Source organism: Rhodococcus sp. GB-02, assembly GCF_053470465.1.
Genome location: NZ_JBPUKE010000002.1, coordinates 1,441,953 through 1,463,194, shown reverse-complemented (window position 1 = coordinate 1,463,194; position 21,242 = coordinate 1,441,953). Strand labels below are relative to the sequence as shown.

16 protein-coding genes are annotated in these 21,242 nt (G+C 62.2%); 9 read left to right on the top strand and 7 right to left on the bottom strand.

The window, feature by feature from the left end; all coding sequences use genetic code 11:
- The first annotated feature begins 48 nt into the window (after positions 1-48).
- The 5 genes from ACSW29_RS20245 (at position 49) to ACSW29_RS20225 (ending at position 8,692) form a co-directional block, all read left to right on the top strand.
- Positions 49-1,119, top strand: a complete 1,071-nt coding sequence (locus tag ACSW29_RS20245; protein ID WP_317826142.1) for an ATP-binding protein — start codon at positions 49-51, stop codon at positions 1,117-1,119.
- Positions 1,098-3,302 (top strand): DUF5682 family protein, encoded by a 2,205-nt coding sequence (locus tag ACSW29_RS20240; protein WP_448278122.1) that lies wholly within the window; start codon positions 1,098-1,100, stop codon positions 3,300-3,302. The genes ACSW29_RS20245 and ACSW29_RS20240 overlap by 22 nt, the downstream gene beginning before the upstream one ends.
- On the top strand, positions 3,299-4,462 hold the full coding sequence (locus tag ACSW29_RS20235) for a VWA domain-containing protein (protein ID WP_317826065.1): 1,164 nt from the start codon (positions 3,299-3,301) through the stop codon (positions 4,460-4,462). The genes ACSW29_RS20240 and ACSW29_RS20235 overlap by 4 nt, the downstream gene beginning before the upstream one ends.
- A gap of 42 nt (positions 4,463-4,504) precedes the next feature.
- Positions 4,505-6,127 carry an MFS transporter gene (locus ACSW29_RS20230; RefSeq protein ID WP_448278121.1) on the top strand — a complete coding sequence of 541 codons (1,623 nt, stop codon included), beginning with the start codon at positions 4,505-4,507 and terminating at the stop codon, positions 6,125-6,127.
- Positions 6,128-6,364: 237 nt separating this feature from the next.
- Complete coding sequence (locus tag ACSW29_RS20225; protein WP_448278120.1) at positions 6,365-8,692, top strand: putative bifunctional diguanylate cyclase/phosphodiesterase; 2,328 nt, start codon at positions 6,365-6,367, stop codon at positions 8,690-8,692.
- Positions 8,693-9,089: 397 nt separating this feature from the next.
- Here ACSW29_RS20225 and ACSW29_RS20220 read toward each other — a convergent pair whose 3' ends face one another.
- Positions 9,090-10,529, bottom strand: coding sequence for an amino acid permease (locus ACSW29_RS20220; protein WP_448278119.1), 1,440 nt, complete (start codon positions 10,527-10,529; stop codon positions 9,090-9,092).
- A gap of 148 nt (positions 10,530-10,677) precedes the next feature.
- Here ACSW29_RS20220 and ACSW29_RS20215 point away from each other — a divergent pair, with 148 nt between their 5' ends.
- Entirely contained in the window at positions 10,678-12,210 is a 1,533-nt protein-coding gene (locus tag ACSW29_RS20215) for a PucR family transcriptional regulator (RefSeq protein ID WP_448278118.1), read from the top strand.
- Here ACSW29_RS20215 and ACSW29_RS20210 read toward each other — a convergent pair.
- The 3 genes from ACSW29_RS20210 to ACSW29_RS20200 form a co-directional block, all read right to left on the bottom strand.
- Entirely contained in the window at positions 12,186-13,622 is a 1,437-nt protein-coding gene (locus ACSW29_RS20210) for an aldehyde dehydrogenase family protein (protein ID WP_448278117.1), read from the bottom strand. The genes ACSW29_RS20215 and ACSW29_RS20210 overlap by 25 nt on opposite strands.
- Positions 13,619-14,992, bottom strand: coding sequence for a 4-aminobutyrate--2-oxoglutarate transaminase (gene gabT / locus ACSW29_RS20205; protein ID WP_448278116.1), 1,374 nt, complete (start codon positions 14,990-14,992; stop codon positions 13,619-13,621). The genes ACSW29_RS20210 and gabT overlap by 4 nt, the downstream gene beginning before the upstream one ends.
- Positions 14,993-15,098: 106 nt before the next feature.
- Complete coding sequence (locus tag ACSW29_RS20200; RefSeq protein WP_448278115.1) at positions 15,099-15,905, bottom strand: alpha/beta fold hydrolase; 807 nt, start codon at positions 15,903-15,905, stop codon at positions 15,099-15,101.
- A gap of 75 nt (positions 15,906-15,980) precedes the next feature.
- Between ACSW29_RS20200 and ACSW29_RS20195 the strand changes: the two genes are divergently transcribed.
- Positions 15,981-16,742 (top strand): DUF2127 domain-containing protein, encoded by a 762-nt coding sequence (locus ACSW29_RS20195; protein ID WP_230817285.1) that lies wholly within the window; start codon positions 15,981-15,983, stop codon positions 16,740-16,742.
- Here ACSW29_RS20195 and ACSW29_RS20190 read toward each other — a convergent pair.
- The gene (locus ACSW29_RS20190) at positions 16,726-17,865 is read right to left on the bottom strand and encodes a cation:proton antiporter (RefSeq protein ID WP_317826057.1); all 1,140 of its coding nucleotides are present in this window, start codon (positions 17,863-17,865) and stop codon (positions 16,726-16,728) included. The two genes, ACSW29_RS20195 and ACSW29_RS20190, sit on opposite strands and share 17 nt — an antisense overlap.
- A gap of 7 nt (positions 17,866-17,872) precedes the next feature.
- Entirely contained in the window at positions 17,873-18,331 is a 459-nt protein-coding gene (locus ACSW29_RS20185; RefSeq protein WP_317826056.1) for a hypothetical protein, read from the bottom strand.
- A 149-nt stretch (positions 18,332-18,480) separates the two neighbouring features.
- Between ACSW29_RS20185 and ACSW29_RS20180 the strand changes: the two genes are divergently transcribed.
- Both ACSW29_RS20180 and ACSW29_RS20175 read left to right on the top strand, forming a co-directional pair.
- The gene (locus ACSW29_RS20180) at positions 18,481-18,912 is read left to right on the top strand and encodes a cupredoxin domain-containing protein (RefSeq protein ID WP_317826055.1); all 432 of its coding nucleotides are present in this window, start codon (positions 18,481-18,483) and stop codon (positions 18,910-18,912) included.
- Positions 18,913-18,994: 82 nt separating this feature from the next.
- Positions 18,995-20,785 (top strand): CocE/NonD family hydrolase, encoded by a 1,791-nt coding sequence (locus ACSW29_RS20175; RefSeq protein ID WP_448278114.1) that lies wholly within the window; start codon positions 18,995-18,997, stop codon positions 20,783-20,785.
- 32 nt (positions 20,786-20,817) lie between these two features.
- Here ACSW29_RS20175 and paaI read toward each other — a convergent pair whose 3' ends face one another.
- On the bottom strand, positions 20,818-21,216 hold the full coding sequence (gene paaI, locus ACSW29_RS20170; RefSeq protein WP_448278113.1) for a hydroxyphenylacetyl-CoA thioesterase PaaI: 399 nt from the start codon (positions 21,214-21,216) through the stop codon (positions 20,818-20,820).
- Between the last annotated feature and the right edge of the window lie 26 nt (positions 21,217-21,242).

Sequence of the window (21,242 nt, the reverse complement as noted above, 5' to 3'; positions counted from 1 at the left end):
CCGGCAAAGCTCGAGGAACCGGCAAAGCTCGCGGAACCGGCAAAGCTGATGCGGCCCCACGCAGAGCAGGAGTACGCGCTCGAACTCGCGGCGCTTGCCGCGCAGGACACCCGCCCGCGCCCGCCGTCGTGGAACTTGTCGCCGTGGGCTGTGGTGACGTATCTGTTGGGTGGCACTCTCGATGACGGAACAGTCATTTCGCCGAAGTACGTCGGTCCGCGGCGGTTGATGGAAGTGGCCGTCGCAACTCTTGCCACCGATCGGGCGCTTTTGTTGTTGGGGGTGCCGGGAACAGCCAAGACCTGGGTCTCCGAGCATCTTTCGGCGGCAATCTCGGGCGCGTCGACGCTCCTGGTTCAGGGTACGTCCGGTACTCCCGAGGAAGCTATCCGCTACGGCTGGAATTACGCCCGCCTACTTGCGGAAGGACCGACGGCAGGTGCGTTGGTGCATTCTCCAGTGATGACCGCGATGGAAACCGGGAAGATCGCTCGTGTCGAAGAGTTGACGCGTATTCCCGCCGATGTGCAGGACGCGCTCATCACCATTCTCTCCGAGAAGACGTTGCCGGTACCGGAACTGGGCATCGAGGTGCAGGCAGCCAAGGGCTTCAATCTGATCGCAACCGCCAACGATCGTGATCGCGGTGTCAACGATCTGTCGTCGGCATTGCGTCGACGGTTCAATACCGTTGTCCTGCCGTTGCCGGCCAGTGAGGAGGACGAGGTGGCTATCGTGGCGCGCCGAGTCGAACAGCTGGGCGCAGCACTGGAATTGCCGACGACCCCCGCAGCAGCCGAGGAAATTCGCCGGGTCGTCACAGTGTTCCGGGAACTACGATCGGGAACTACCACCGACGGCCGCACCAAACTGAAGTCCCCCTCGGGAACCCTCTCGACGGCGGAGGCTATCTCGGTGGTCACCAATGGTCTGGCGCTGTCCGCGCATTTCGGGGACGGTGTATTGCGGGCGTCCGACGTCGCTGCCGGAATCCTGGGTTCGGTGATCAAGGATCCGGTCGCAGACAAGGTCGTGTGGAACGAGTACCTCGAGGCTGTAGTGCGTGAGCGCGGAGAGTGGTCCGACTTCTACCGGGCATGCCGCGAGGTCACCGGGTGACCATCGCCATTCCGGACCTGCGTGTCAGGGTCTTCGGTATCCGTCACCACGGCCCGGGATCTGCCCGTTCGGTTCGGCAAGGTCTGGAAGAGTTTTCGCCCGACGTCGTCCTGATCGAAGGGCCTTCGGATGCAGACCCGTTGGTGATGCTGGCGGCATCCGAGTCGATGGAACCGCCGATTGCGTTGCTTGCGTACGCCACTGGTGAACCGTCGAAGGCGGCTTTCTGGCCATTTGCGGTGTTTTCACCCGAGTGGCAAGCGCTGCAGTGGGCTGCGAACAACGGTGTGCAGGCACGGTTCTGCGACCTGCCCGCGTTCAACGTGTTGGCGGATCAGGGGATTCGTACTACACGCGAGGGTGATCCTCTGGCTGAACTGGCGTCGGCCGCGGGTTTCGACGATACCGAACGCTGGTGGGATTCGGTGATCGAATCGAGCTCGGGCGCAGACTCTTTCGATGCGATCACCGAGGCGATGGAGGCGCTGCGTGAAACCGTACCGATCGACGAGGAGACAGCGCATCGCGAAGCGTACATGCGCCAAGTGCTGCGGAAGACGTTGAAAGAAGGCGCTGAGAGGGTCGCCGTCGTCTGCGGTGCGTGGCACGCGCCGGCGTTGGTCGGTGCCTTGGGTCCTGCAGCCCCCGATGCCCGCATTCTCAAAGGAATGTCCAAGGTCAAGACGTCGCTGACGTGGGTTCCCTGGACACATTCACGCCTTGCGTCGGCATCGGGTTACGGCGCCGGAATCACGTCGCCGGGTTGGTATCACCATCTGTTCACCGCGAACTACAAGGCGATCACCCGGTGGCTCACCAAAGTTGCCCGGGTGCTCAGAGACGAGGACCTTCCGATCTCGAGTGCCCACGTCATCGAGGCTGTCCGGTTGGCAGACACGTTGGCAGCACTGCGTTCTCGCCCCTTAGCGGGATTGTCGGAAGTTACCGAGGCCACGAGGTCGGTGATGTGCGACGGCAACGATGTTCTCCTGGATCTGATCACGCGGAGGCTCGTTGTGGGCGAAGCACTGGGCGCCGTGCCCGAGGAGACGCCGACAGTCCCACTCGAAGCAGACCTGCGCGCACGTTCGAAGACTTTGCGGCTCAAACAACAAGCAGGGGCAAAGGATCTCGATCTGGACCTGCGACGCGACATCGACGTCGAGCGTTCCCAGTTCCTGCACCGTCTGGGAATTCTCGAGATCGATTGGGGGACTCCGGCCGACAGTGAGGTCCGTTCCACCGGAACCTTCCGAGAAACCTGGGCACTGCAATGGAAACCCGAATTCTCGGTGTCGGTGATCGAGGCGTCGCTGTGGGGTACGACGGTGGCCGAAGCGGCAGCGTCGCGGGTCGTCTCGAAGATTCACGAACCGGAAATCACTCTTGCTTCACTCATCGAACTGCTGGAGGACTCGCTGCTGGCAAACCTTCCCGCCGCGCTGTCCGCCGTGTTGGAAAACGTGAAAACGGTTGCAGCGCTGGATCATGACGTGTCACATCTGATGGCCGCGCTGCCCACGCTGACCCGAACACTGCGATACGGCGACGTGCGCGGAACCGACGTGTCGGCGTTGATCGACGTCGCCGACAGCTTGCTGATCCGAATTTGCACCGGCCTCGCAGTCGCCGTCACCGGGTTGGACGATCCCAGCGCCGAGGAGTTTCGCGATCACCTCGACAAGGTGCACTCGGCAGTCATGGTCCGTGACGACAGTGATGCGAGCGCACGGTGGTTGCAGGCGATGGCCGGGGTGATCGACCGTGACGATGTCAACGGGCTTCTCGTCGGCCGGATGGTGCGGCTACTGCGCGACAGCGGTTCCATTACGGAAACCGCTGCGGCTCAGCGTTTGTCTCGGGCCCTTTCGGTGGGAAGCGCACCAACCGCCAAGGCTGGGTGGGTCGACGGGTTTCTCGGCGGAGGAGGGCTTGTGCTCGTTCACGATCGAGCGCTGCTCACTCTGATCGACACGTGGGTTCGCCAACTTCGTGAGCAGGATTTCATCGACACGCTTCCGTTGCTTCGACGCACGTTCGGAGCCTTCGAAGCAGGGGAACGTCGGGCGATCGGTCAGGCGGTCAGAGGCGGACGACGCGTCGAAACGACAGTGGAGACCGATGCTCGACGCGGCAGAGCGGCAATGGCGGTCGTTGCGGACATCTTGGGGGTGGGCGCATGAGCGACGACGATCAGCGCCTTCGACGCTGGAGATTGATGCTCGGGGAATCCGCCGAAGAATCGACGGGTGGGCTGGGCCAACCGGGCGACAGTCGAATGGATGCAGCTCTTGCCGCACTCTACGATTCGTCCGGCCCGACCAAGGGGCGACGCCGCTCAGCCGGATTGGGGGCGTCGGCGCCGTCCGTCGCCAGATGGCTCGGCGATATCCGGACGTACTTTCCCAGCACGGTGGTGCAGGTGATGCAGAAGGACGCGATCGACCGACTGGGTTTGGCGCAGTTGCTGCTTGAACCGGAACTGCTCGACGCGGTCGAACCCGATGTGCACCTGGTCGGGACCCTCCTGAGCCTCAATCAGGTCATGCCGGAGGCCAGCAAGGCAACTGCTCGGATGGTCGTCGGCAAGGTGGTTCGCGAAGTCGAGGAGCGAATCGCACAGAAAACGAAGGCTGCAGTTACCGGCGCACTCAATCGGACGGCCAGAACGTCGAATCCGAAGCTGCGCGACATCGACTGGAACCGAACCATCCGAGCAAATCTGTCGCACTACCTTCCGGAGTATCGAACCGTCGTCCCGGAGCGGCTCGTCGGGTATGGCCGAAAGTCGAAATCCGTGCAGCGCGACGTGGTCCTCGCGATCGACCAATCGGGTTCGATGGCGTCCAGCGTCGTCTACGCATCGGTGTTCGGCGCGGTGTTGGCATCGATGCAGGCGCTGAAGACTTCGCTCGTCGTTTTCGACACCGCCGTCGTTGACTTGACAGACAAACTGTCCGATCCCGTTGACGTCCTGTTCGGGGCTCAACTCGGTGGCGGCACAGATATCAACCGCGCGATCGCGTACAGCCAGTCCTTGATTTCGCGTCCCGCCGAGTCGATGTTCGTCCTCATCTCCGACCTTTACGAGGGCGGTATCCGCAACGAGATGTTGCGCCGCATGGCGGCCATGAAGACCTCCGGCGTTCAAGTCGTGGTTCTCCTGGCGCTTTCGGACGACGGGGCACCGTCGTTCGATCACGACAATGCGGCGGCGCTCAGTGCCCTCGGCATTCCCGCGTTTGCGTGCACGCCGGACAAGTTTCCGGAACTGCTGGCGGTGGCGCTGGAACGCGGGGACGTGTCGGCCTGGGCGGATCAGCTGACTCTCGAACAGCACTGACCGGTCTGCTTCGAGGACCTGAACACCGGGTATACCCGCACGATGGGTGAGGGACAGGTTGCTGGTTCGACGATGCAGGCGGGTTCGGGACTGGTTCTCACGGTGTTGGCGAGCAGCCAGTTCCTGATGACCCTGGACAGCTCGGTCATGAACGTTTCGATGGCAACCGTCGCCGAGGACGTCGGCACGAGCATTACCGGCATTCAAACCGCGATCACGCTGTACACCCTGGTCATGGCGACTCTGATGATCACGGGCAGCAAGGTGGGGTCGATGTTGGGCCGTCGTAGAGCCTTCGCACTCGGCTTGGTCATCTACGGCGCTGGTTCTCTGACGACTGCGCTCGCTCCGAATCTCGCGGTCCTGCTGATTGGATGGTCGTTCCTCGAAGGCGTCGGTGCGGCGCTCATCATGCCCGCGATCGTCGCGCTGGTCGCCACCAACTTCACTGCGGAGAAGCGTCCGGCGGCCTACGGCCTCGTCGCTGCAGCCGGCGCGATAGCCGTGGCAGTGGGGCCGCTGATCGGCGGCGCGGCGACGACATTTGCGTCGTGGCGTTACGTGTTCGTCGGCGAAGTCGTGATCGTTGTCCTGATCTTGCTGGTGCTCAGCAAGGTGGTCGACGTCCCACCGTCGAAGTCGCGCCTCGACTACTTCGGGTCGGTCCTGTCTGTGGTGGGCCTGGGCATGATCGTCTTCGCTGTTCTGCGTTCGAGCGAGTGGGGTTGGGTTCAGGCGAAACCCGACGGGCCACAGCTGGTGGGGCTTTCACCGGTGGTGTGGCTGCTGATCGCCGGGCTTCTTGTCGTATACGGATTCCTGCGCTGGGAGGGGCGCCTGGCCGCTATGGGGAAAGAACCGTTGCTTGATCCGGCGATGCTGCGAAACCGCGAGCTCAGTGGCGGGCTTTCCATGTTCTTCGCGCAGTTTCTGGTCCAGGCGGGCGTGTTCTTTGCGGTCCCGTTGTTCTTGTCCGTAGTTCTGGAACTCAGCGCCCTCGAGACGGGAGTTCGCATCCTGCCGTTGTCGGCGGCGCTCGTGTTGGCTGCGATCGGTATTCCGAAGCTGCGGCCTACCGCGAATCCGCGGCGCGTGGTTCGGGTCGGATTGTTGGTCATGATCTTCGGCATCTTGATGCTCGTGGCGGGCATGGACCCCGGAGCCAACGCGGCGGTCGTGATGATCCCCATGCTGTTCATGGGTTTCGGCTTGGGCTGCCTGTCTTCGCAGCTCGGAGCGGTCACCGTGTCGGCGGTCCCGGACGATCGCAGTACCGAGGTCGGCGGGCTGCAGAACACTGCCACGAACCTGGGCGCATCATTGGGGACCGCGCTGATCGGATCAGTTCTCATTGCAACTCTCACGACATCAGCGATTGCCGGGATCGAAGACAACCCGGCAGTTCCGACCTCGGTGCAGCAGCAAGCGAGCACCGACCTGGACTCGGGCGTGCCCTTCTTGTCGACGACGCAACTTCGATCAGCTCTCAGTGATGCCGGTGTCGCCGAATCCACGGCGGACGCGATCGTGAATGTGAACGAAGATGCCAGGTTGGACGCGTTGCGTGTCGCCTTTGCCGTGGCAGCGCTGCTCGCGATCGCTGCGTTGTTCCCCACCTCTCGTATCCCCCGCGTCGCGGTCGGCGACAAGCGTGCATCAAGCTAATATTCAGCAATTGTTTGTCATCCTGGAATATCGGTCGATCGACCTCTGGATATAGTGATCTGCGCCCAATCGTTTCGTCAGATGGCTACCGTTGTGAAGGAAACAAGCAGCGAGTCTGAAACACTGACGTTTCACCGGACAAGGGTTCGGTGGGGAGCCAGGGGAGGTTCGGATGGGCAGGCGAGCGGTTTTGACGCCCGCTGATGGCGCCTGCGTAGATGTCAGGATGCCTCGCTGATGAACCGTCTGAGTCGATCAGCTAGGCAAGATCCTGCTTCGGAATCCGACTGTAACAGCCTGTTTCGCCGTCAGATCGACGAAGCCGCGGCCGTCGCACCGTTCGCCAATCTTGCGTACATGGCGAGTTTGGTGGTGATTCTGGCGTATACCGTTCCGCCCGGACGTCAGACGCTCAGGTGGCTGGGTGGCGCGCTCGTCCTTCTTGTCCTCGCAAACTCGATTCGAGTTTGGATTCCCCTTCGCTGGCGACCGTCGAAACACACACCGCGCTACGACTACGCGGGTCTGCTCCTCGAGGTGATCGTGGTCGCGGGCCTCGACGTCACACTTTTTGCCCTGCTTTTCCACGACATGGACGTCTTCCGCGACTTGGTTCTGATCGCGACGATGGCAGGAATCATGGGCGCCGGGACCGTGACGTTCTCCAGCCTGAGATCGGTGAGCCTGACCTGGATCTACATTCACGGCCTCGGCGTATTCACTGTTCTCGTCGTCCACACCGAATCCCACTTTCGCGTACTTGCGATTCAGTTGTGCATCTACATGTTTGCGCTCACTGTGGGGGCGGTCTATCTGTCGGCCTCGTTCCAGCGACGTTGTCTCGCAGAGTTTCAGGCGGAATCCGAGCGTCAGACTGTGGCACTGTTGCTCGACGGTTTCGAGGGCGGTTCCCGAGACTGGCTGTGGGAGTGCGACACCAACGGCCGGTTCTCCCACACCTCGGCACGTCTCGCCGAGGTTGCAGGTATGACGGTGGACGAGTTGCAGCAACTCGCCTTCGGAGAACTCCTCACCAGACTCCAGATCGCGTCGAGTCCGGAGGGGCGTGCGGCCGCAGCCCAGCTGATCGACAAACTCGAATCGAGTGCTCCTTTCCGGGACGCCGTCGTTCCAGTGCATGTCGACGGTAAGCGACGCTGGTGGTCACTCTCCGGTAATCCTCGCGTTCTCGAATCCGGGGTGATTCTGGGTTGGCGCGGTGTCGGATCGGACATCACGGAGAGGTATGTCCACGAGCAGGAGATCCTTCGACTTGCTGCCACCGACTCGCTGACCGGGTTGCCGAACCGTCGCGCCTTTGGTGTGGCGCTCGAGGAGGCCATCAAATCTCGTGTGCCGGAGAAGCAGGTTCTCGTCGGGATTCTCGACCTCGACAACTTCAAGTCGGTGAACGACACCCTCGGCCATCCGATCGGGGACCACTTACTTCTCGAAGTCACGAAACGCCTGCGCGACGTCATCGGTTCGGACATGTGCTCGCGGATGGGCGGCGACGAATTCGGACTCATCGTCTGTACCTCGGCCGGCGATGATCCCAGTGTCATTTTCGATCGCTATCTGGCAGCGCTCCATGAGCCTTTCTTCGTCGAAGGCAGTCGAATCGAGGTGCGGGCCACGATCGGTTACTCAAGCGCACCCGAGGATTCCATCGACGCAGACGGACTGGTGATGCTGGCGGATCTGGCTCTGTACGAAGCAAAGTCGACGGGACGGAATCGAGTAGGCAAGTTCTCGCCGTTACTGCGAGCGCGGGCATCGGCGCGGGCAACAGCGCTGCACGAGCTGGACAGAGGGATCGAGGAAGGGCAGTTCGATCTCCACTACCAACCCCAGGTCGACACTCAGACCGGCGAAGTGGTGGGCTTCGAGGCTCTTCTCCGGTGGAACCATCCCAGTCGCGGCCTCATCGGGCCCAGTCAGTTCATCTCGGTGGCAGAGGAAACCGGAATGATCATCCCCCTCGGCGCGCAGGCAATGGCGATGGCGACCGCGGCTGCTGCGGGGTGGCCGAGCGGAATAGGCGTCTCGGTCAATGTTTCACCAGTGCAGTTGGTGTCGCGAGAGTTCGGCGCGATGGTGAAGAAGGCCCTGACGGATTCGGGTTTGCCTCCGCATCTGCTCCAACTCGAAATCACCGAGACAGGTGTTGTGGACGATCGGGCAATCCGGGATCTCTACAAGCTGCGTGAACTCGGTGTCACCGTCGCACTCGACGATTTCGGCACCGGCTATTCGTCTTTCGCCACGCTCCAGAGACTGCCGATCGACGTTCTCAAGATCGATCGCATGCTTGTCACCGACTCGGACGATCCGAAGATGTCCGTGGTGAAATCCATCGTCGAGTTGGCTGCAGCACTTGGCATGAAGTCGTTGGCCGAGGGAGTAGAGACCATCGAGCAGTTCCGCCGAGTTCAGTGGGTCGGCTGCGACCTGGTCCAGGGCTATCACATCAGCAAGGCTCTGACGGCTGAGCGCGTCGATGCGTATCTGGCGGCAACCGACACCGAATCCGGTCGGAGCGTTCACCCGTTGACGTGGCTGTGAATCAGATCTGAGCCGAGCGGATGGTATTGCCGCCTGCCGCTTCTTCTTGGTACATCATCGAATCCGCGACATTCGTCGCGGCCAGGATTGCGGAAGCGCCGCCGCTCCACGCCTTTGATTCGGCGTGACCGCGAAGATCATTCTCCGTCTTGAATTTGGTGTTATCAACGACGGTGAAAGCGAGACAAGAAGAATCATCTCGGGCGCTCTCGAATCGGAATGATCGCTCGGCCGGATTTCTGGTGCTTTGTCCACTCGTTGTCGTGTGGTTCGTTGAACCATTCCTGGAGCGTTCGCCGAGAACTGTGCCCTTCGGAGGCGATGGCAGTGATCGGCGTGCTGTCTATCTTGCCCTGAATCCGGATAAAGAGAAATTTCTGCTCGATCGATGCCTGTTTCAAGCGTTGTCCGAACTGCTGTGCACGTTGTCCGAGACAGTCACGAACGATCCGACTTTTCGCGTACGAGACTTTTTCACACCGTACGCGATGAGAATGATGCTCAGCGCGACCAGGCTTTGGACGAATTCCGCGCGCGTGGGTTCGTTGAGACCCATTCCCACAAGGATCACCAGAATCAGGCCGGTGACCACTATCGGTAGGCCGGGATACAGCCAGACACGGAATTTCAGAATCTCGGGGCTTTCACGTTCCCATCGGCGACGGAGGCGTAGTTCGGATACACAGATCAGGATGTAGACGAACAAACAGATTGCGCCGGAAGAATTCACGAGGAACAAGAAGATCGTATCCGGCCAGATGTACCCGGCCGCGATACAGAAGTAGCCGGCCACGGTGCAGGCGAGTACGCCCTTCACCGGCACCCCGCGGCTGTTGGTCCGCGTCATCCAGGCCGGCGCGTCGTTATAGACCGAGAGCGCGAAGAGCATCCGCGACGCCGTGTACAGGCCGGAGTTGAGGCAGGACAGCACCGCGACCAGAACCACGAGGTTCAGAATGTCGGCGGCGGCAGGAATTCCAAGCAGGTCGAGTGCGGAGATGAACGGAGAATCGCCGACGACAAACGAATCCCACGGCAGCATCGACACGAGGAGGAAGGTGGCGACAACGAAGAAGGCGAGAATACGGAAGACGACGGTGTTCGTGGCTCGTCTGATCGCTCCGGCCGGTTCGGCGGATTCCGCTGCGGCGATCGTGACGAGCTCGGCTCCGGTCATGGAGAAGATCACGGCGACGACGCCCACCAGTACGGGAGTGAAGCCGTTCGGCAAAAATCCTCCGTGGCCGGTCAGGTTGCTGAAATCGACTTCACTGCCGGGCCAGATGCCGAAGACGAACAGACTGCCGAGCACGATGAAGCCGATGATGACGGCGACCTTGATACCCGCAAACCAGTATTCGGCCTCGCCGAAGTTGCTGACGGAGAGAAGGTTGACTCCGGTCATCACCAACAGGAGTACCGCTGACATGAGCCAGAGTGGGACGCCATGGATCCACCGGGAGAGCAGAGTAGCTCCGACGACGGATTCGATGCCGACGACGATCACCCAGAAGTACCAGTACAGCCAGCCAGTGGTGAAGCCCGCCCAGTCGCCCAACGCCATTCGCGCGTACTCGGTGAACGATCCCGTGCACGGTTTGGCCACCGCCATTTCACCGAGCATGCGCATCACCAGGAACACGATGATGCCGCAGATCGCGCACGTGATGACGGCGCCGGGCCCGGCCTGGTTGATGATTCCGCTCAGCCCGACGAAGAAACCGGCTCCGATGACACCGCCCATGGAAAGCATGGTCAGGTGGCGCTTCTTCAGGCCTGTCTTGAGCGTCGAATGAACACTGGCGGCTTCGGCTGTTTCGGTGCTGCTGTCGGGCATCTGGGCTCAGCTCCTATTACATGACGCGATCAGTTCTTTCGGAGAGACGCTAAACTCATCGTGTGATCCAGAACATGGACCTGATGTACAAAACTCAACTGGAAACTGTCAGTTCTGTCCACTGCCTTCGGAGGTTCCGGCAATGCCGATGACTGTTCGGCGGCTGGCGGCCACCACCTCGCTCGGCCTGACGATCGTTGCAGGTCACGACGACGTGGATCTGCCGATCAGCTGGGCGCACGCAATCGAATTGCAGGATCCGAGTCGGTGGCTCGCCGGTGGAGAACTTGTCATGACGACGGGACTGCACCTTTCGCGTTCGGCGACAAAGCAATACGAGTACGTCGAGCGCATTGCGCAGACCGGTGCAGTGGCACTGGCATTCGACACCGGCACCGTGCACGCGAAGGTTCCGGACGCGATCATCAGGGCCGGCGACGAACTGGGTTTCGCCGTGCTTTCCGTCGCCAAGGAGACGCCGTTCATCGCCATCTCGCGGGCCGTGATCGACGAACTGACCGCCGACCAGATACGAACGGTGCAGGCGGTGGTCGACGCGCAGGAGAAATTGGCGCGTGCCCTGCTCGACGGGGTGCCGGCCCTGATCACTGCCCTGGGTCGAGCCGTTCATGCAGCAGTGTGTGTTCTCGATCGGGACGGAGCGGTGCTGGCTCTGACGGAAGGTGCGAGTTCGTCTCTGCCCGAACGCATCAGGGAGCGATCAGGCAAGGAGCGCAGCCGGGTCGTGGTGGACGACGACGGCCACCTGGCTATTCACCGGCTTGCCGTGAGCGGCACGCTCGCCGTGGCGTCCGACGCCGCCTTGGATCAGTCCGAACGACTGTTGGTCGGGCACACGGTATCGCTGTTGACCATCGAGCTTGCCAAGCCGTCACGGGTTGTCAATGCCGAACAGCGGCTGAGGTTGGCGGTCGCGACGATGGTGCGCCAGGCCGGCGGCGACGTCGACGAAAGTCTGTTGCGGTACTTCGGATTCGAATCCGAATCGCCGGTGGTTGCAACTGCCTTGACCGATGTCGGACCATTGCTGGCGGCAACCGACATCACTTCAGCGGCCCTCGAAGAAGAGGCGGTGCCGTACCTCTTGGCTCCGCTGAATGACGGTACCGGCGTGTGGTTCGTCGTGAAAAGTGAAGTTGCGGAGAAGGTCACGCGCAGTGCCTATGCGAGAGTGCGGGAGAATTCACGCCGGAGCATCAACGGCGGAATCGGAAGCGTCCGGCCGATGAGCGGTGTAGCAGCCAGTCTGCGCGAGGCCGTCTCTGCTGCCAAAGTGGGGCAGGTCGACGGTCACACGCTCGTTTCGTTCTCGGAACTCGGGACTTTCAGTATCCTGTTGAGCGTGCAGTCGAACGATGTTCTGCAGTCGATCGCTGACGGCTGTCTCGGTGTGCTGGAAGACTACGACGCCGAGAACGGTTCTCGTCTGGTGGACTCGATCGAAGCGTTCCTGCACCACAATGGTCAATGGGAGTCCGCTGCAGCGCAGTTGGGTGTTCACCGGCACACGCTGCGCAACCGCATGGACAAGGCTGCCGAGTTGATCGGCCGAGATCTCGATTCCGCCCACACTCGGTCCGAGCTGTGGGTCGCGCTCAAAGCTCGTGAACTGCTGCAGGCGGAATCGAATTCAGATCACGCTCGGCCGCCCCTGAGATAGACGGTGGTGGTGTGAGTGAAGAACTCTCGCGCCGCGTCGCCTTGTTCCTTGGGCCCGTATCCACTCTTTTTCACGCCGCCGAAAGGTACGTGAGGATCAGCGCCCGCCGATTCCGAATTGACGTGCAGGATCCCCACGTCCAGGTCGTCGATACCGGCAAGGGCGTTGGCCAGATCCTGGGTGAACAACGCTGCGGACAAACCGAATTCGCCCTCGTTTGCCAAGCGGAATGCGTCTGCAGTTGTTGCTGCCCGCTGCACCGCCAGTACCGGGCCGAAAAGCTCCTCGAACCACAGTTCGGTGCTCGCCGGTAGTTCCAGCACCGTCGGCTGGACGTAGTGGCCTGTCTCCGGCGCTTCGGCGGTGGCCACAACTCTGGCGCCGCCGCCGACGGCTCGATCGATCCCGTTGATAATCGACTTCTGTGCGGATGCGCTGACCACGGGACCTGTAGTGACGTCGGGATCGAGTGGATCTCCGACTCTCAGTTCCTTGACCTCGACTGTCAGCCTCGCCAGGAACTCCTCGGCGATGGATTCGTGGAGCACCAGACGTGAAGTGGCCGTGCATTTCTGGCCGGTTGATCGGAATGCGCCGAGCATGACCTGCTCGACTGCAAGCTCGAGATCTGCGTCGGCAAGCACGATGGCTGCGTTCTTTCCACCCATCTCCGCCTGGACCGGAACTCCGCGCGCCGCAGCAGCTCCCGCGATCTTTCGGCCGACGCCGGTGGAACCGGTGAAGGTTACGGCGTCGAGGTCCGGATGATCGACCAGCGCTTCACCGGCCGCGCTGTCGGCGAGGATCATGTTCAGGACACCGTCGGGTAGGCCTGCTTCGGTCAATGCCTGTGCGAGACGGAAAGCCAGAAGAGGCACCGCGGCAGCCGGTTTCCAGACGACGGTGTTTCCGTATACCAGGGCGGGCGCAATCTTCCATGCCGGGATCGCGATCGGGAAGTTGAAGGGCGTGACGACGCCTACCACTCCGAGAGGCTTGCGAGTGACGAGAATCTGCTCGCCGCTGCGAGGGGAGGAATACATCGTTCCGGACTCGCGGTCGGCGGCGTTGCCGTAGTAACGCAGAATCTGCGCCGCCCGGCGTACTTCTCCGATACCCTCGGCCAGTGTTTTCCCTTCTTCACGGGTGAGTTCTTCACCCCAGGCCTCGGCGTTGGATTCGATGATTTCTGCTGCGCGAGTGAGGTATGCGCCGCGCACGGACATCGGCAGGCGCGCCCAGTCGTTTGCGGCAATTCGGGCGACGCGAACGCCGGTCGCCATTTCGGAGGCACCGGCGCGGCCTCCGGTGGCGACAACTTCGTCGGGACGCGCCGGGTTGGTATCTGTCAGTGTGCCTTCGCATCCCGTGACCCAAGCTCCGCCGATCAAGCTGCGCACTGCGACGCTCATCGGACTGCGGCCACTGCGTCGCGAAGGATATCGAGGCCTTCGGCCAGCAATTCGTCGGAGATGCTCAGCGGCGGGAGGAACCGGACGACGTTTCCGTAGGTGCCGGCGGTGAGGAGAAGGAGACCGTGTGTGTGGGCGTAGCTGACGATCTGGGCGACGGCCGCGCGATTCGGAGCCTTGCCCTCGTGGTGGACGAGTTCGATCGCAATCATGGCGCCGCGTCCACGGATATCGCCGATGATGGTTGTGGCCGAAGAGATTTCGGACAGTCCTGCGGTCAGGATCTCGCCGATGTCCTTGGCACGGTCGAGGAGGCCTTCCACCTCGATCGTCTCGAAAACTGCCAAGGCGGCCGCGCAGGCAACTGGATTGCCGCTGTACGTACCGCCGATACCACCGGGATGCGCGGCGTCCATGACGTCGGCACGGCCGGTCACGGCGGCGAGTGGCATTCCGCCGGCGAGACCTTTTGCAGTTGTGATGATGTCGGGGACGAAGTTCTCACTCTCGCAGGCGAACCAGGCGCCGGTTCGTGCGATACCGGTCTGGACCTCGTCCGCGACGACGAGAATGCCGCGCTCACGGCAGAATTCGGCGACGCGCTTCAGGAATCCCGGTGCCGGAACGATGAAACCTCCTTCACCCTGAATCGGTTCCACGACCACGGCGGCTACCGATTCGGCACCGATCTGAGTGTCGATCGCAAGACGGAACTGTGCGAATGCTTCGTCGGCCGCGTTTTCGGGGCCGCTCGGCCAACGGTAGGGGTAGGCCATCGGAACCCGATAGACCTCGGGAGCGAACGGGCCGAATGTGGCCTTGTACGGCTGGTTCTTGGCTGTCATCGTCATGGTCATCAGCGTGCGACCGTGGAATGCGTGGTCGAAGACGACAACTGCCGGGCGACCGGTGGCGGCACGTGCGTATTTCACGGCGTTCTCGAGCGCCTCGCTGCCGGTGTTGAACAGCGCTGTTCGCTTCTCGTGGTCGCCCGGGGTCAGGCGGTTGAGCGCTTCGCAGACCTCGACGTATCCCTCGTAGGGGTTTGCGAGGAAACACGTATGGGTGAACTGACCGAGCTGGCGCGTAGTCCGTTCGACCACGCGCGGCGCGCTGTTTCCGACGGTGGTTACGGCGATGCCGCTCCCGAAGTCGATGAACGAGTTGTCATCGACGTCGACGACAACTCCTCCGCCCGCTGCAGCAACGTAAATGCTGGATCCGCTGGTCAGTCCGGCCGGCAGTGCGGCGCCCCGGCGTTCGGCCAAAGCGCGCGAGTTGGGGCCAGGCACTTCGGTGACGAGGCGTCGTACCTGAGGAAGGGTTGGTCCACCGATGCACGTTTCCGTGCCGTGCTCGAGAATGGTCATCGCAGTGCCTCCAGTCGTTTTCCGAACTGTAGGACGGCGATAGACAATCCGGACATGGCCGGATTGTCGAGGGGCTACTATCTCATTGGACGTCGCGTCCAGCTGGTTACCTCGCGAAACCGCCGAGGAACCTTTGCAACAGCGGGTTGTAGACCTCAGGGGCTTCCCAGAACGCCGCATGCCCGACTCCCGGGATGAGGTGATAGGTGCCCTCCCAAAGGTTCGCGAAGGTCAACGACGCGACATACGACGTGTTCACGAACGGGTCCCTGGCACCGTCGATCACCGCGAGCGGCACGGCCGCTGTTGCGACGAGAGCTTTCTGATCTGATTCGCGGCCCGCGCCGAATGCGTCGAACATGATCTTGCGAGCGCGACCGTCCGTACGAATCGCGGCCTCGAGGGCCGCCTGTTCGAAGGGAACGGCGGTCATCCGAGCGTAGAGTTCGGCTTCCTGTTCGGTGATGACCTCGGTACCGCCGATGGACAATCCGTCGCCGGCATTGAATGCGTCGCCTAGCGTCTCGGGATTGGCAGGCGGCGTACCGGTGATGACGATTCCAGCGAGCCCGGGGAACTTCGCGATCAACTCGAGGGCGATGTGTCCGCCGAGCGACCAACCGACAACCACGGCCCGTTCGACGCCGAGTTCGGTCAGAACATCGACGATGGCGTCGGCGTAGCCGCCCTGGGTGTACGCGGCTTCGGGATCGCTCGCGTCCTCGGAATCACCGTGACCGAGTAGGTCAAGGGTGATCATGCGGTAGCCGCCGGCCCAGTCGGCGTCGACCTGGTTGCGGAAGATGGAGCGACTGGCCGAGTTTCCATGGATGAAGACCACCGGGAAACCGTCGGTGGCACTGTCGTCGACGGCCATGACGCCATGCCGGGTTTCGATCTTGGTGGTAGTCATCGGAATCCTCGTCGTTCGAAGTGCACGGTCAGCGGGTATCCACGCTACCGGGCATATGCGGCATAGAGTTCACCCGTGGACTTCGCATTGCGCTCGTGCAGTTGGCACGGTCACGAGACCTACGCTCCGGACGAACCGGAACTGCGGGATCGACTTCATGTGGATACCGCGGTGGGTCAGGCGTGGCGGTGCCTTCGTTGCGGCAACTTCGTCCCGGGAGCGCCCCGAGCATCCGGACCTGCGGACGCGGCCCCCGAGGTTCCGCGGGGACGGCTGCTTCGCGACCGGTTGATCATGCGACTTCTCGCCACCGAGAGAATGTTCCGCGCTCTGGGTTTGGTTCTTCTGGCGATCGGTGTGTTCAAACTGAGGTCGTCGAAGGGACGCGCCGAGGACGCCTTCGAGAACGAATTGCCGTTGATCAGGCCACTCGCCCGTCAATTGGGCTGGAACATCGACGATTCCAAACTGGTCCATCACATCGAGCAGGCGTTTTCGTTGTCGGCGACGACGCTCACCTGGATCGCAGTCGGGCTGTTGGTCTACGCCGGCCTTCAAGTGATCGAGGCTGTCGGACTGTGGATGGTCAAACGCTGGGGCGAGTACTTCGCGGTGGTGGCGACCAGCTTGTTCCTGCCCCTCGAGATCTACGAATTGACGGAGAAGGTCACGTGGTTGAGGGCCGGGTTGCTGCTGGTGAACATCGCTGCCGTCGTGTGGCTGATCTGGAGCAAGCGGCTTTTCGGAGTCCGTGGCGGCGGCGCGGCGTATCACGCTGAGCATTCGGAGGAGAGCCTGCTGACGGTGGAGAGGGCCGCGGTCAAGCAGGCTTCGTGAGACCAGCTTTCGACGCGGCAGCACCCGCCAGCGTTGCTGCTCCGATCGTTATCATGGCGGCGAGGAGGATGGCAGCGGGTTCACCGTTGCCCATCACCCCCAGTTGGGTGCCCACCGTTACTGCGGCAACGGGTACCCCCAGTTGTGCGGCGGACAGCACTCCCAAGGGGAGAGGTAGACCGAGGATTCGTATCGCTGCGTGAACGACGAGAGTTGCGCCGCCCAAGGCCAATCCGAGCCAGATGGCGGATGGATGGGTCACGAGGTCGCGCAGATTGATCGCCGCTCCCAGCCAGACGAAGAAGAGGGGCGCGAAGAAGCCGTCGGTGATGGCGAAGAGCTGTTTGGCGAGGCGGCGAGGTTCGCCGATCGCTGCAAGAACGAGCCCGAAGGCGAAGCCCGCGAGCATGATCGACACATGAGTGCTGGAGGCCAGCGCTGCCAGAGAAAAGAGGATCACCAGATTGATCCGGAGTTCGAGTGCAAACTTCCGTTTCTCGGAGAACTTGTGGAGCCTTCGCCAACGGCCGGACCGGTGGAAGGCTCGCAGTACGAAGAACAAGGCAACTGCAGACACCGCCACCGCCACTGCGCCTACGCCGGCACGAGGGGCATTGTCCGGGTCGATCACCAACGGCAGCGCGACAATGCAGATTGTGTCCGCGATCGCGACCTGGGCAGTCATCTGCAGAACCGAGGTTCCACCGAGCGCCAGCGAATCGACGATGGGGAGAATCAACGCCGCGGACGACGATGCGATCAGGACGGCGTACAACGCGGCGTGGCCGGTGCCGAACGCCGTCGCTGCACCGTAGCCGGCAACAACCGACAGGAGTCCGACGACAACCGCGCGAACGGCACCCTTGCCTATTGCCGCACGAACTGCCGGATCGCGGACCGGGACGTGCGAGCCGGCCACCATCATCGTGAGCGCGAACCCGATATCGGCCAGAAACGTGAAAGTTCGGTCGGAAGAGTCGAGTAGCCCGAAACCGGTGACACCGAAGACGACGCCCGCGGCAAGCTCGCCGACCACCACAGGGACATGCCAGCTGACGCGAGCGCCGAGCAGCGGACCGAGGATGCCGGCCAGTGCGACGAGGGCAAGGATGCCGAAGGTCATCGACGACCTACGACGTCACTGTCGAGGGAGCGATCTTTGCAGGAATGCCGGTGTTCTCGTCCACGTGGTAGCTCGCACAGACCCGGTGGTAGCCGTCGGCGATTTGCGCCGGTACTCCGGCGCGGAAGTCTCCCTGCACCAGCAGGATCGGTGACAGCGCGATCCCCTTGCGGATCTTCTTCAGGTCGGCAGCCACGTGTGGGTTGTCGACCGGAAGCAGAGGGAGCCCAGCAGCCCGCAGGATGTCCTTGGCTTTCTTCGAGACCAGCGTCGCCGTCTTGAGGGCGTACACGAGAGCTTGAACCTGGACCGGTGTCGCGCCCAACTGGAGGTAATCGCGGGCCGCCGGGTAGTCGTGCTCGTCCGGTAGGTCCTTCCAGAGGACTGCGGGCGCCTTCGCCACGGGCGCTTTTGAAGCTACCGGCGCCTTCGTCTTGGCTGCCTTCGACGTTTTGATCTTGGCCATCTGTGCTGTGTCCTTCAGTGTCGGTCTGCAAGTGGAGCTGGTGCAGAAATCGTGCACTATCAGCGTCGCAGGCACCACATCGGAGCTGTTTGGCCCTCTAGGCGGCGGGTAATCAGCAGACTGCGGGGGAACGAGCAGGAGGCGAAGCAATGAGGAGGATTCTCGCGGTGCTCGCAGCGCTGATCCTGGCGGTGTTCGCACTGACCGCGTGCAGTGACAACAGCGATTCGTCGGACAGCGATTCGGCAGATCACTATGGCATGGCGATGACCAGCGAGCCGACCAGCATGTCGATGCCGAGCATGCCTCTGGGTATGTCGACGCCGGGAGCGTCATCGATGGGAATCGTGATCAGCGGCTTCGAGTACTCGACACCGGAGTCGGTGATGCCTGGACAGGTACTGACCATTCAGAACAACGACACCGTCGAGCACTCGGTCACGTCCGATACCGCAGGATTGTTCAACGAGGACATCGAAGCTGGGGAGACGGAAACCATCACGGTGCCGAACGAGCCGGGAACGTACACGTTCCACTGCACCTATCATCCGAGCATGCATGGCACCTTGACGGTCAAGTAGACGTCGACCCGGCCCGGCGTGACACCTGCTGCGGAAACTTCGGCGGCACGCACCCGATCAGGCTGGCGGAGAACAGATCCGGGTGTACGGTTTTCAGGTGCGCCGGAGAATAGCGATCAGTATCGTCACGCTCGTGGTTTGTGCCCTCGGCTTCTCGCCGCCGGCGCTCGCGGATTCACCGAACGGCTCGTATTCGTCACAGCTACTGTACTTCTCGGTCGATGTCGGGCCTGAACTCTCGACGCCGTGCACCGTCGTCGGTGAACTTTTTGTTCCCGACGGCGTCGATGCGGACCACCCAGCTCCCGCGATCCTGACCACCAACGGGTTCGGCGGTTCGTACAAGGATCAGATTCCCGCTCTGCAGAACTTTTCCGAGAACGGGTATGTCGGACTGACGTATTCGGGATTGGGCTTCGGCGGCTCGAGTTGCAAGATCACACTCGACTCTCCCGCATACGACGGCGTCGCCGCTTCGAAGTTGGTCAGTTTCCTCGGCGGCCAAGAGGGGATTGCCTACACGGATCAGGCTCTGACGCAGCCCTATCCGGCGCTCACCGCGGTGGTGCAGGACTCTGTTGATCACAACGGTGCACCGTCGACGAACGACCCGCGGCTCGGCATGACGGGTGGCTCTTACGGCGGTGGCATTCAATTCGCCGCCGCGAGTGTGGATCCCCGTATCGACACGATCATCCCCATGATCACCTGGAACGACCTCTCGTATTCCCTGGCGCCCAACAGCACCGGGATCATCTCCGGTGTGTCGACTGCTGAACCGGGAGCCGCGAAAGTGCTTTTTGCGTCGCTGCTCTTCGGTGCCGGCATTGCAAACCCCGGTGTGGACGGTTACATCGCCGACCCCGCACGACTACCCGGCTGCCCGAACTACGTCCCGTACATGTGCAACGCGATCGCCGAGGCGGTGGTGACCGGCGACATCGGACCGCAGGTAGTGAGTGATCTCCGAGCGTCGTCGGTGTCGTCGTTCGTCGACCGGATCAACATTCCGGTACTGCTTGCGCAGGGACAACAAGACACCCTGTTCGATCTGAACGAGGCAACCGCGACCTACGACGACCTGAAAGCGCGCGGCGTGGACGCCAAGATGATCTGGCATTCGTGGGGACACAGCCACTTGGCTGCTGCGCCGGGCGAATTCAGCTTCTCCGCACCCGACGAAGACACCCAGTACGAAACCGGTCGCTTCATGGACTGGTTTGATCACTACCTCAAGGACGAGAACACGGAGACCGGACCGGAGTTCGCGTACTTCCGTAACTGGATCGACTACGAGGGGAACGCGGCGCCGGCATACGCGACGTCCGACACCGTCGATGTCGGGACCGCCCGCTCCTTCCATCTGTCCGCTGACGGGGGACTACTGCCCGACGGTGCGCCGGTGGCCCCTGGTTCGAAGACGATTGTCACCGCACCGGGTGGGCTCCCGACGGGCGTCGAGCCGCTCAATATCAATCCGGCCGGAAACATTCCGAATGCACAGATTCCGGGGACCGAGGCGCTGTGGACCAGGCCGCCGATGTCCGAGGCAATGGACGTGGTGGGAGCTCCCACCGTGACGTTGCGCGTCGCGGCGCCTGGGCAGCCGGTGGTGTTCGCGAAGCTATACGACGTGGCACCGGACGGGACGTCGTCGCTGATCAACGGGCTCATCGCACCTGTTCGCATCAGTGATCCGTTGCAACCGGTACCGGTGACGATGCCGGCGATAGTGCATCGATTCGAGCCGGGGCATTCTGTTCGCCTGGCAATCACCGGTGGCGACATCAGTTTCCGTGGGGGATTGCAAGGCATGCCGGTCACGATCTTCGCCGACGGGTCCGGCCCTTTGGAGCTTCCCGTCGTGGGGTGAAACGCCGTGGGGTGAAACGCCTTGGGGTGAAACTACCGGGAGATGGTTCGACTGTCGCCGCGGAACTCGGCCACGACGGTGTCGCCACTGCGAACCGTCACGTCGTAGATCCCGCTTCGGCCCCCTCGTGCCTTCTCGCACGCGACGGCGGTCAACATGTCGCCCAGACGTGTTGGACGGAGAAATCGGATGTCCGCACGCGCTGCAACGGCTGAATCCTCGTAGCCGTTGCAGGCGAGCGCGAACGCGGTGTCCGCGAGCAGGAAAACAAAGCCGCCGTGTGTGATTCCGTGACCGTTCACCATGTTCTCGCTCACCGTGACGGTCACGGTTGCGCTACCTGGCGCCAGTTCGGAAATCTCGATACCGAGTGCCCGAGACGCCTGGTCCGCGTCGAACATCTCTCTCGCGGTGATGCTTCCTGTGCTCATGAGAGAAACTCCTGTGGGATCAGAGA

What these genes read in the sequence shown, in the direction of transcription:
- ACSW29_RS20200 (WP_448278115.1), bottom strand. Translation starts at nt 15,905, where the DNA reads ATGACTACCACCAAGATCGAAACCCGGCATGGCGTCATGGCCGTCGAC.
- paaI (WP_448278113.1), bottom strand. Translation starts at nt 21,216, where the DNA reads ATGAGCACAGGAAGCATCACCGCGAGAGAGATGTTCGACGCGGACCAG.
- ACSW29_RS20185 (WP_317826056.1), bottom strand. Translation starts at nt 18,331, where the DNA reads ATGGCCAAGATCAAAACGTCGAAGGCAGCCAAGACGAAGGCGCCGGTA.
- ACSW29_RS20210 (WP_448278117.1), bottom strand. Translation starts at nt 13,622, where the DNA reads ATGAGCGTCGCAGTGCGCAGCTTGATCGGCGGAGCTTGGGTCACGGGA.
- ACSW29_RS20220 (WP_448278119.1), bottom strand. Translation starts at nt 10,529, where the DNA reads ATGCCCGACAGCAGCACCGAAACAGCCGAAGCCGCCAGTGTTCATTCG.
- ACSW29_RS20235 (WP_317826065.1), top strand. Translation starts at nt 3,299, where the DNA reads ATGAGCGACGACGATCAGCGCCTTCGACGCTGGAGATTGATGCTCGGG.
- ACSW29_RS20230 (WP_448278121.1), top strand. Translation starts at nt 4,505, where the DNA reads ATGGGTGAGGGACAGGTTGCTGGTTCGACGATGCAGGCGGGTTCGGGA.
- ACSW29_RS20180 (WP_317826055.1), top strand. Translation starts at nt 18,481, where the DNA reads ATGAGGAGGATTCTCGCGGTGCTCGCAGCGCTGATCCTGGCGGTGTTC.
- ACSW29_RS20190 (WP_317826057.1), bottom strand. Translation starts at nt 17,865, where the DNA reads ATGACCTTCGGCATCCTTGCCCTCGTCGCACTGGCCGGCATCCTCGGT.
- ACSW29_RS20225 (WP_448278120.1), top strand. Translation starts at nt 6,365, where the DNA reads ATGAACCGTCTGAGTCGATCAGCTAGGCAAGATCCTGCTTCGGAATCC.
- ACSW29_RS20245 (WP_317826142.1), top strand. Translation starts at nt 49, where the DNA reads ATGCGGCCCCACGCAGAGCAGGAGTACGCGCTCGAACTCGCGGCGCTT.
- ACSW29_RS20215 (WP_448278118.1), top strand. Translation starts at nt 10,678, where the DNA reads ATGACTGTTCGGCGGCTGGCGGCCACCACCTCGCTCGGCCTGACGATC.
- ACSW29_RS20240 (WP_448278122.1), top strand. Translation starts at nt 1,098, where the DNA reads ATGCCGCGAGGTCACCGGGTGACCATCGCCATTCCGGACCTGCGTGTC.
- gabT (WP_448278116.1), bottom strand. Translation starts at nt 14,992, where the DNA reads ATGACCATTCTCGAGCACGGCACGGAAACGTGCATCGGTGGACCAACC.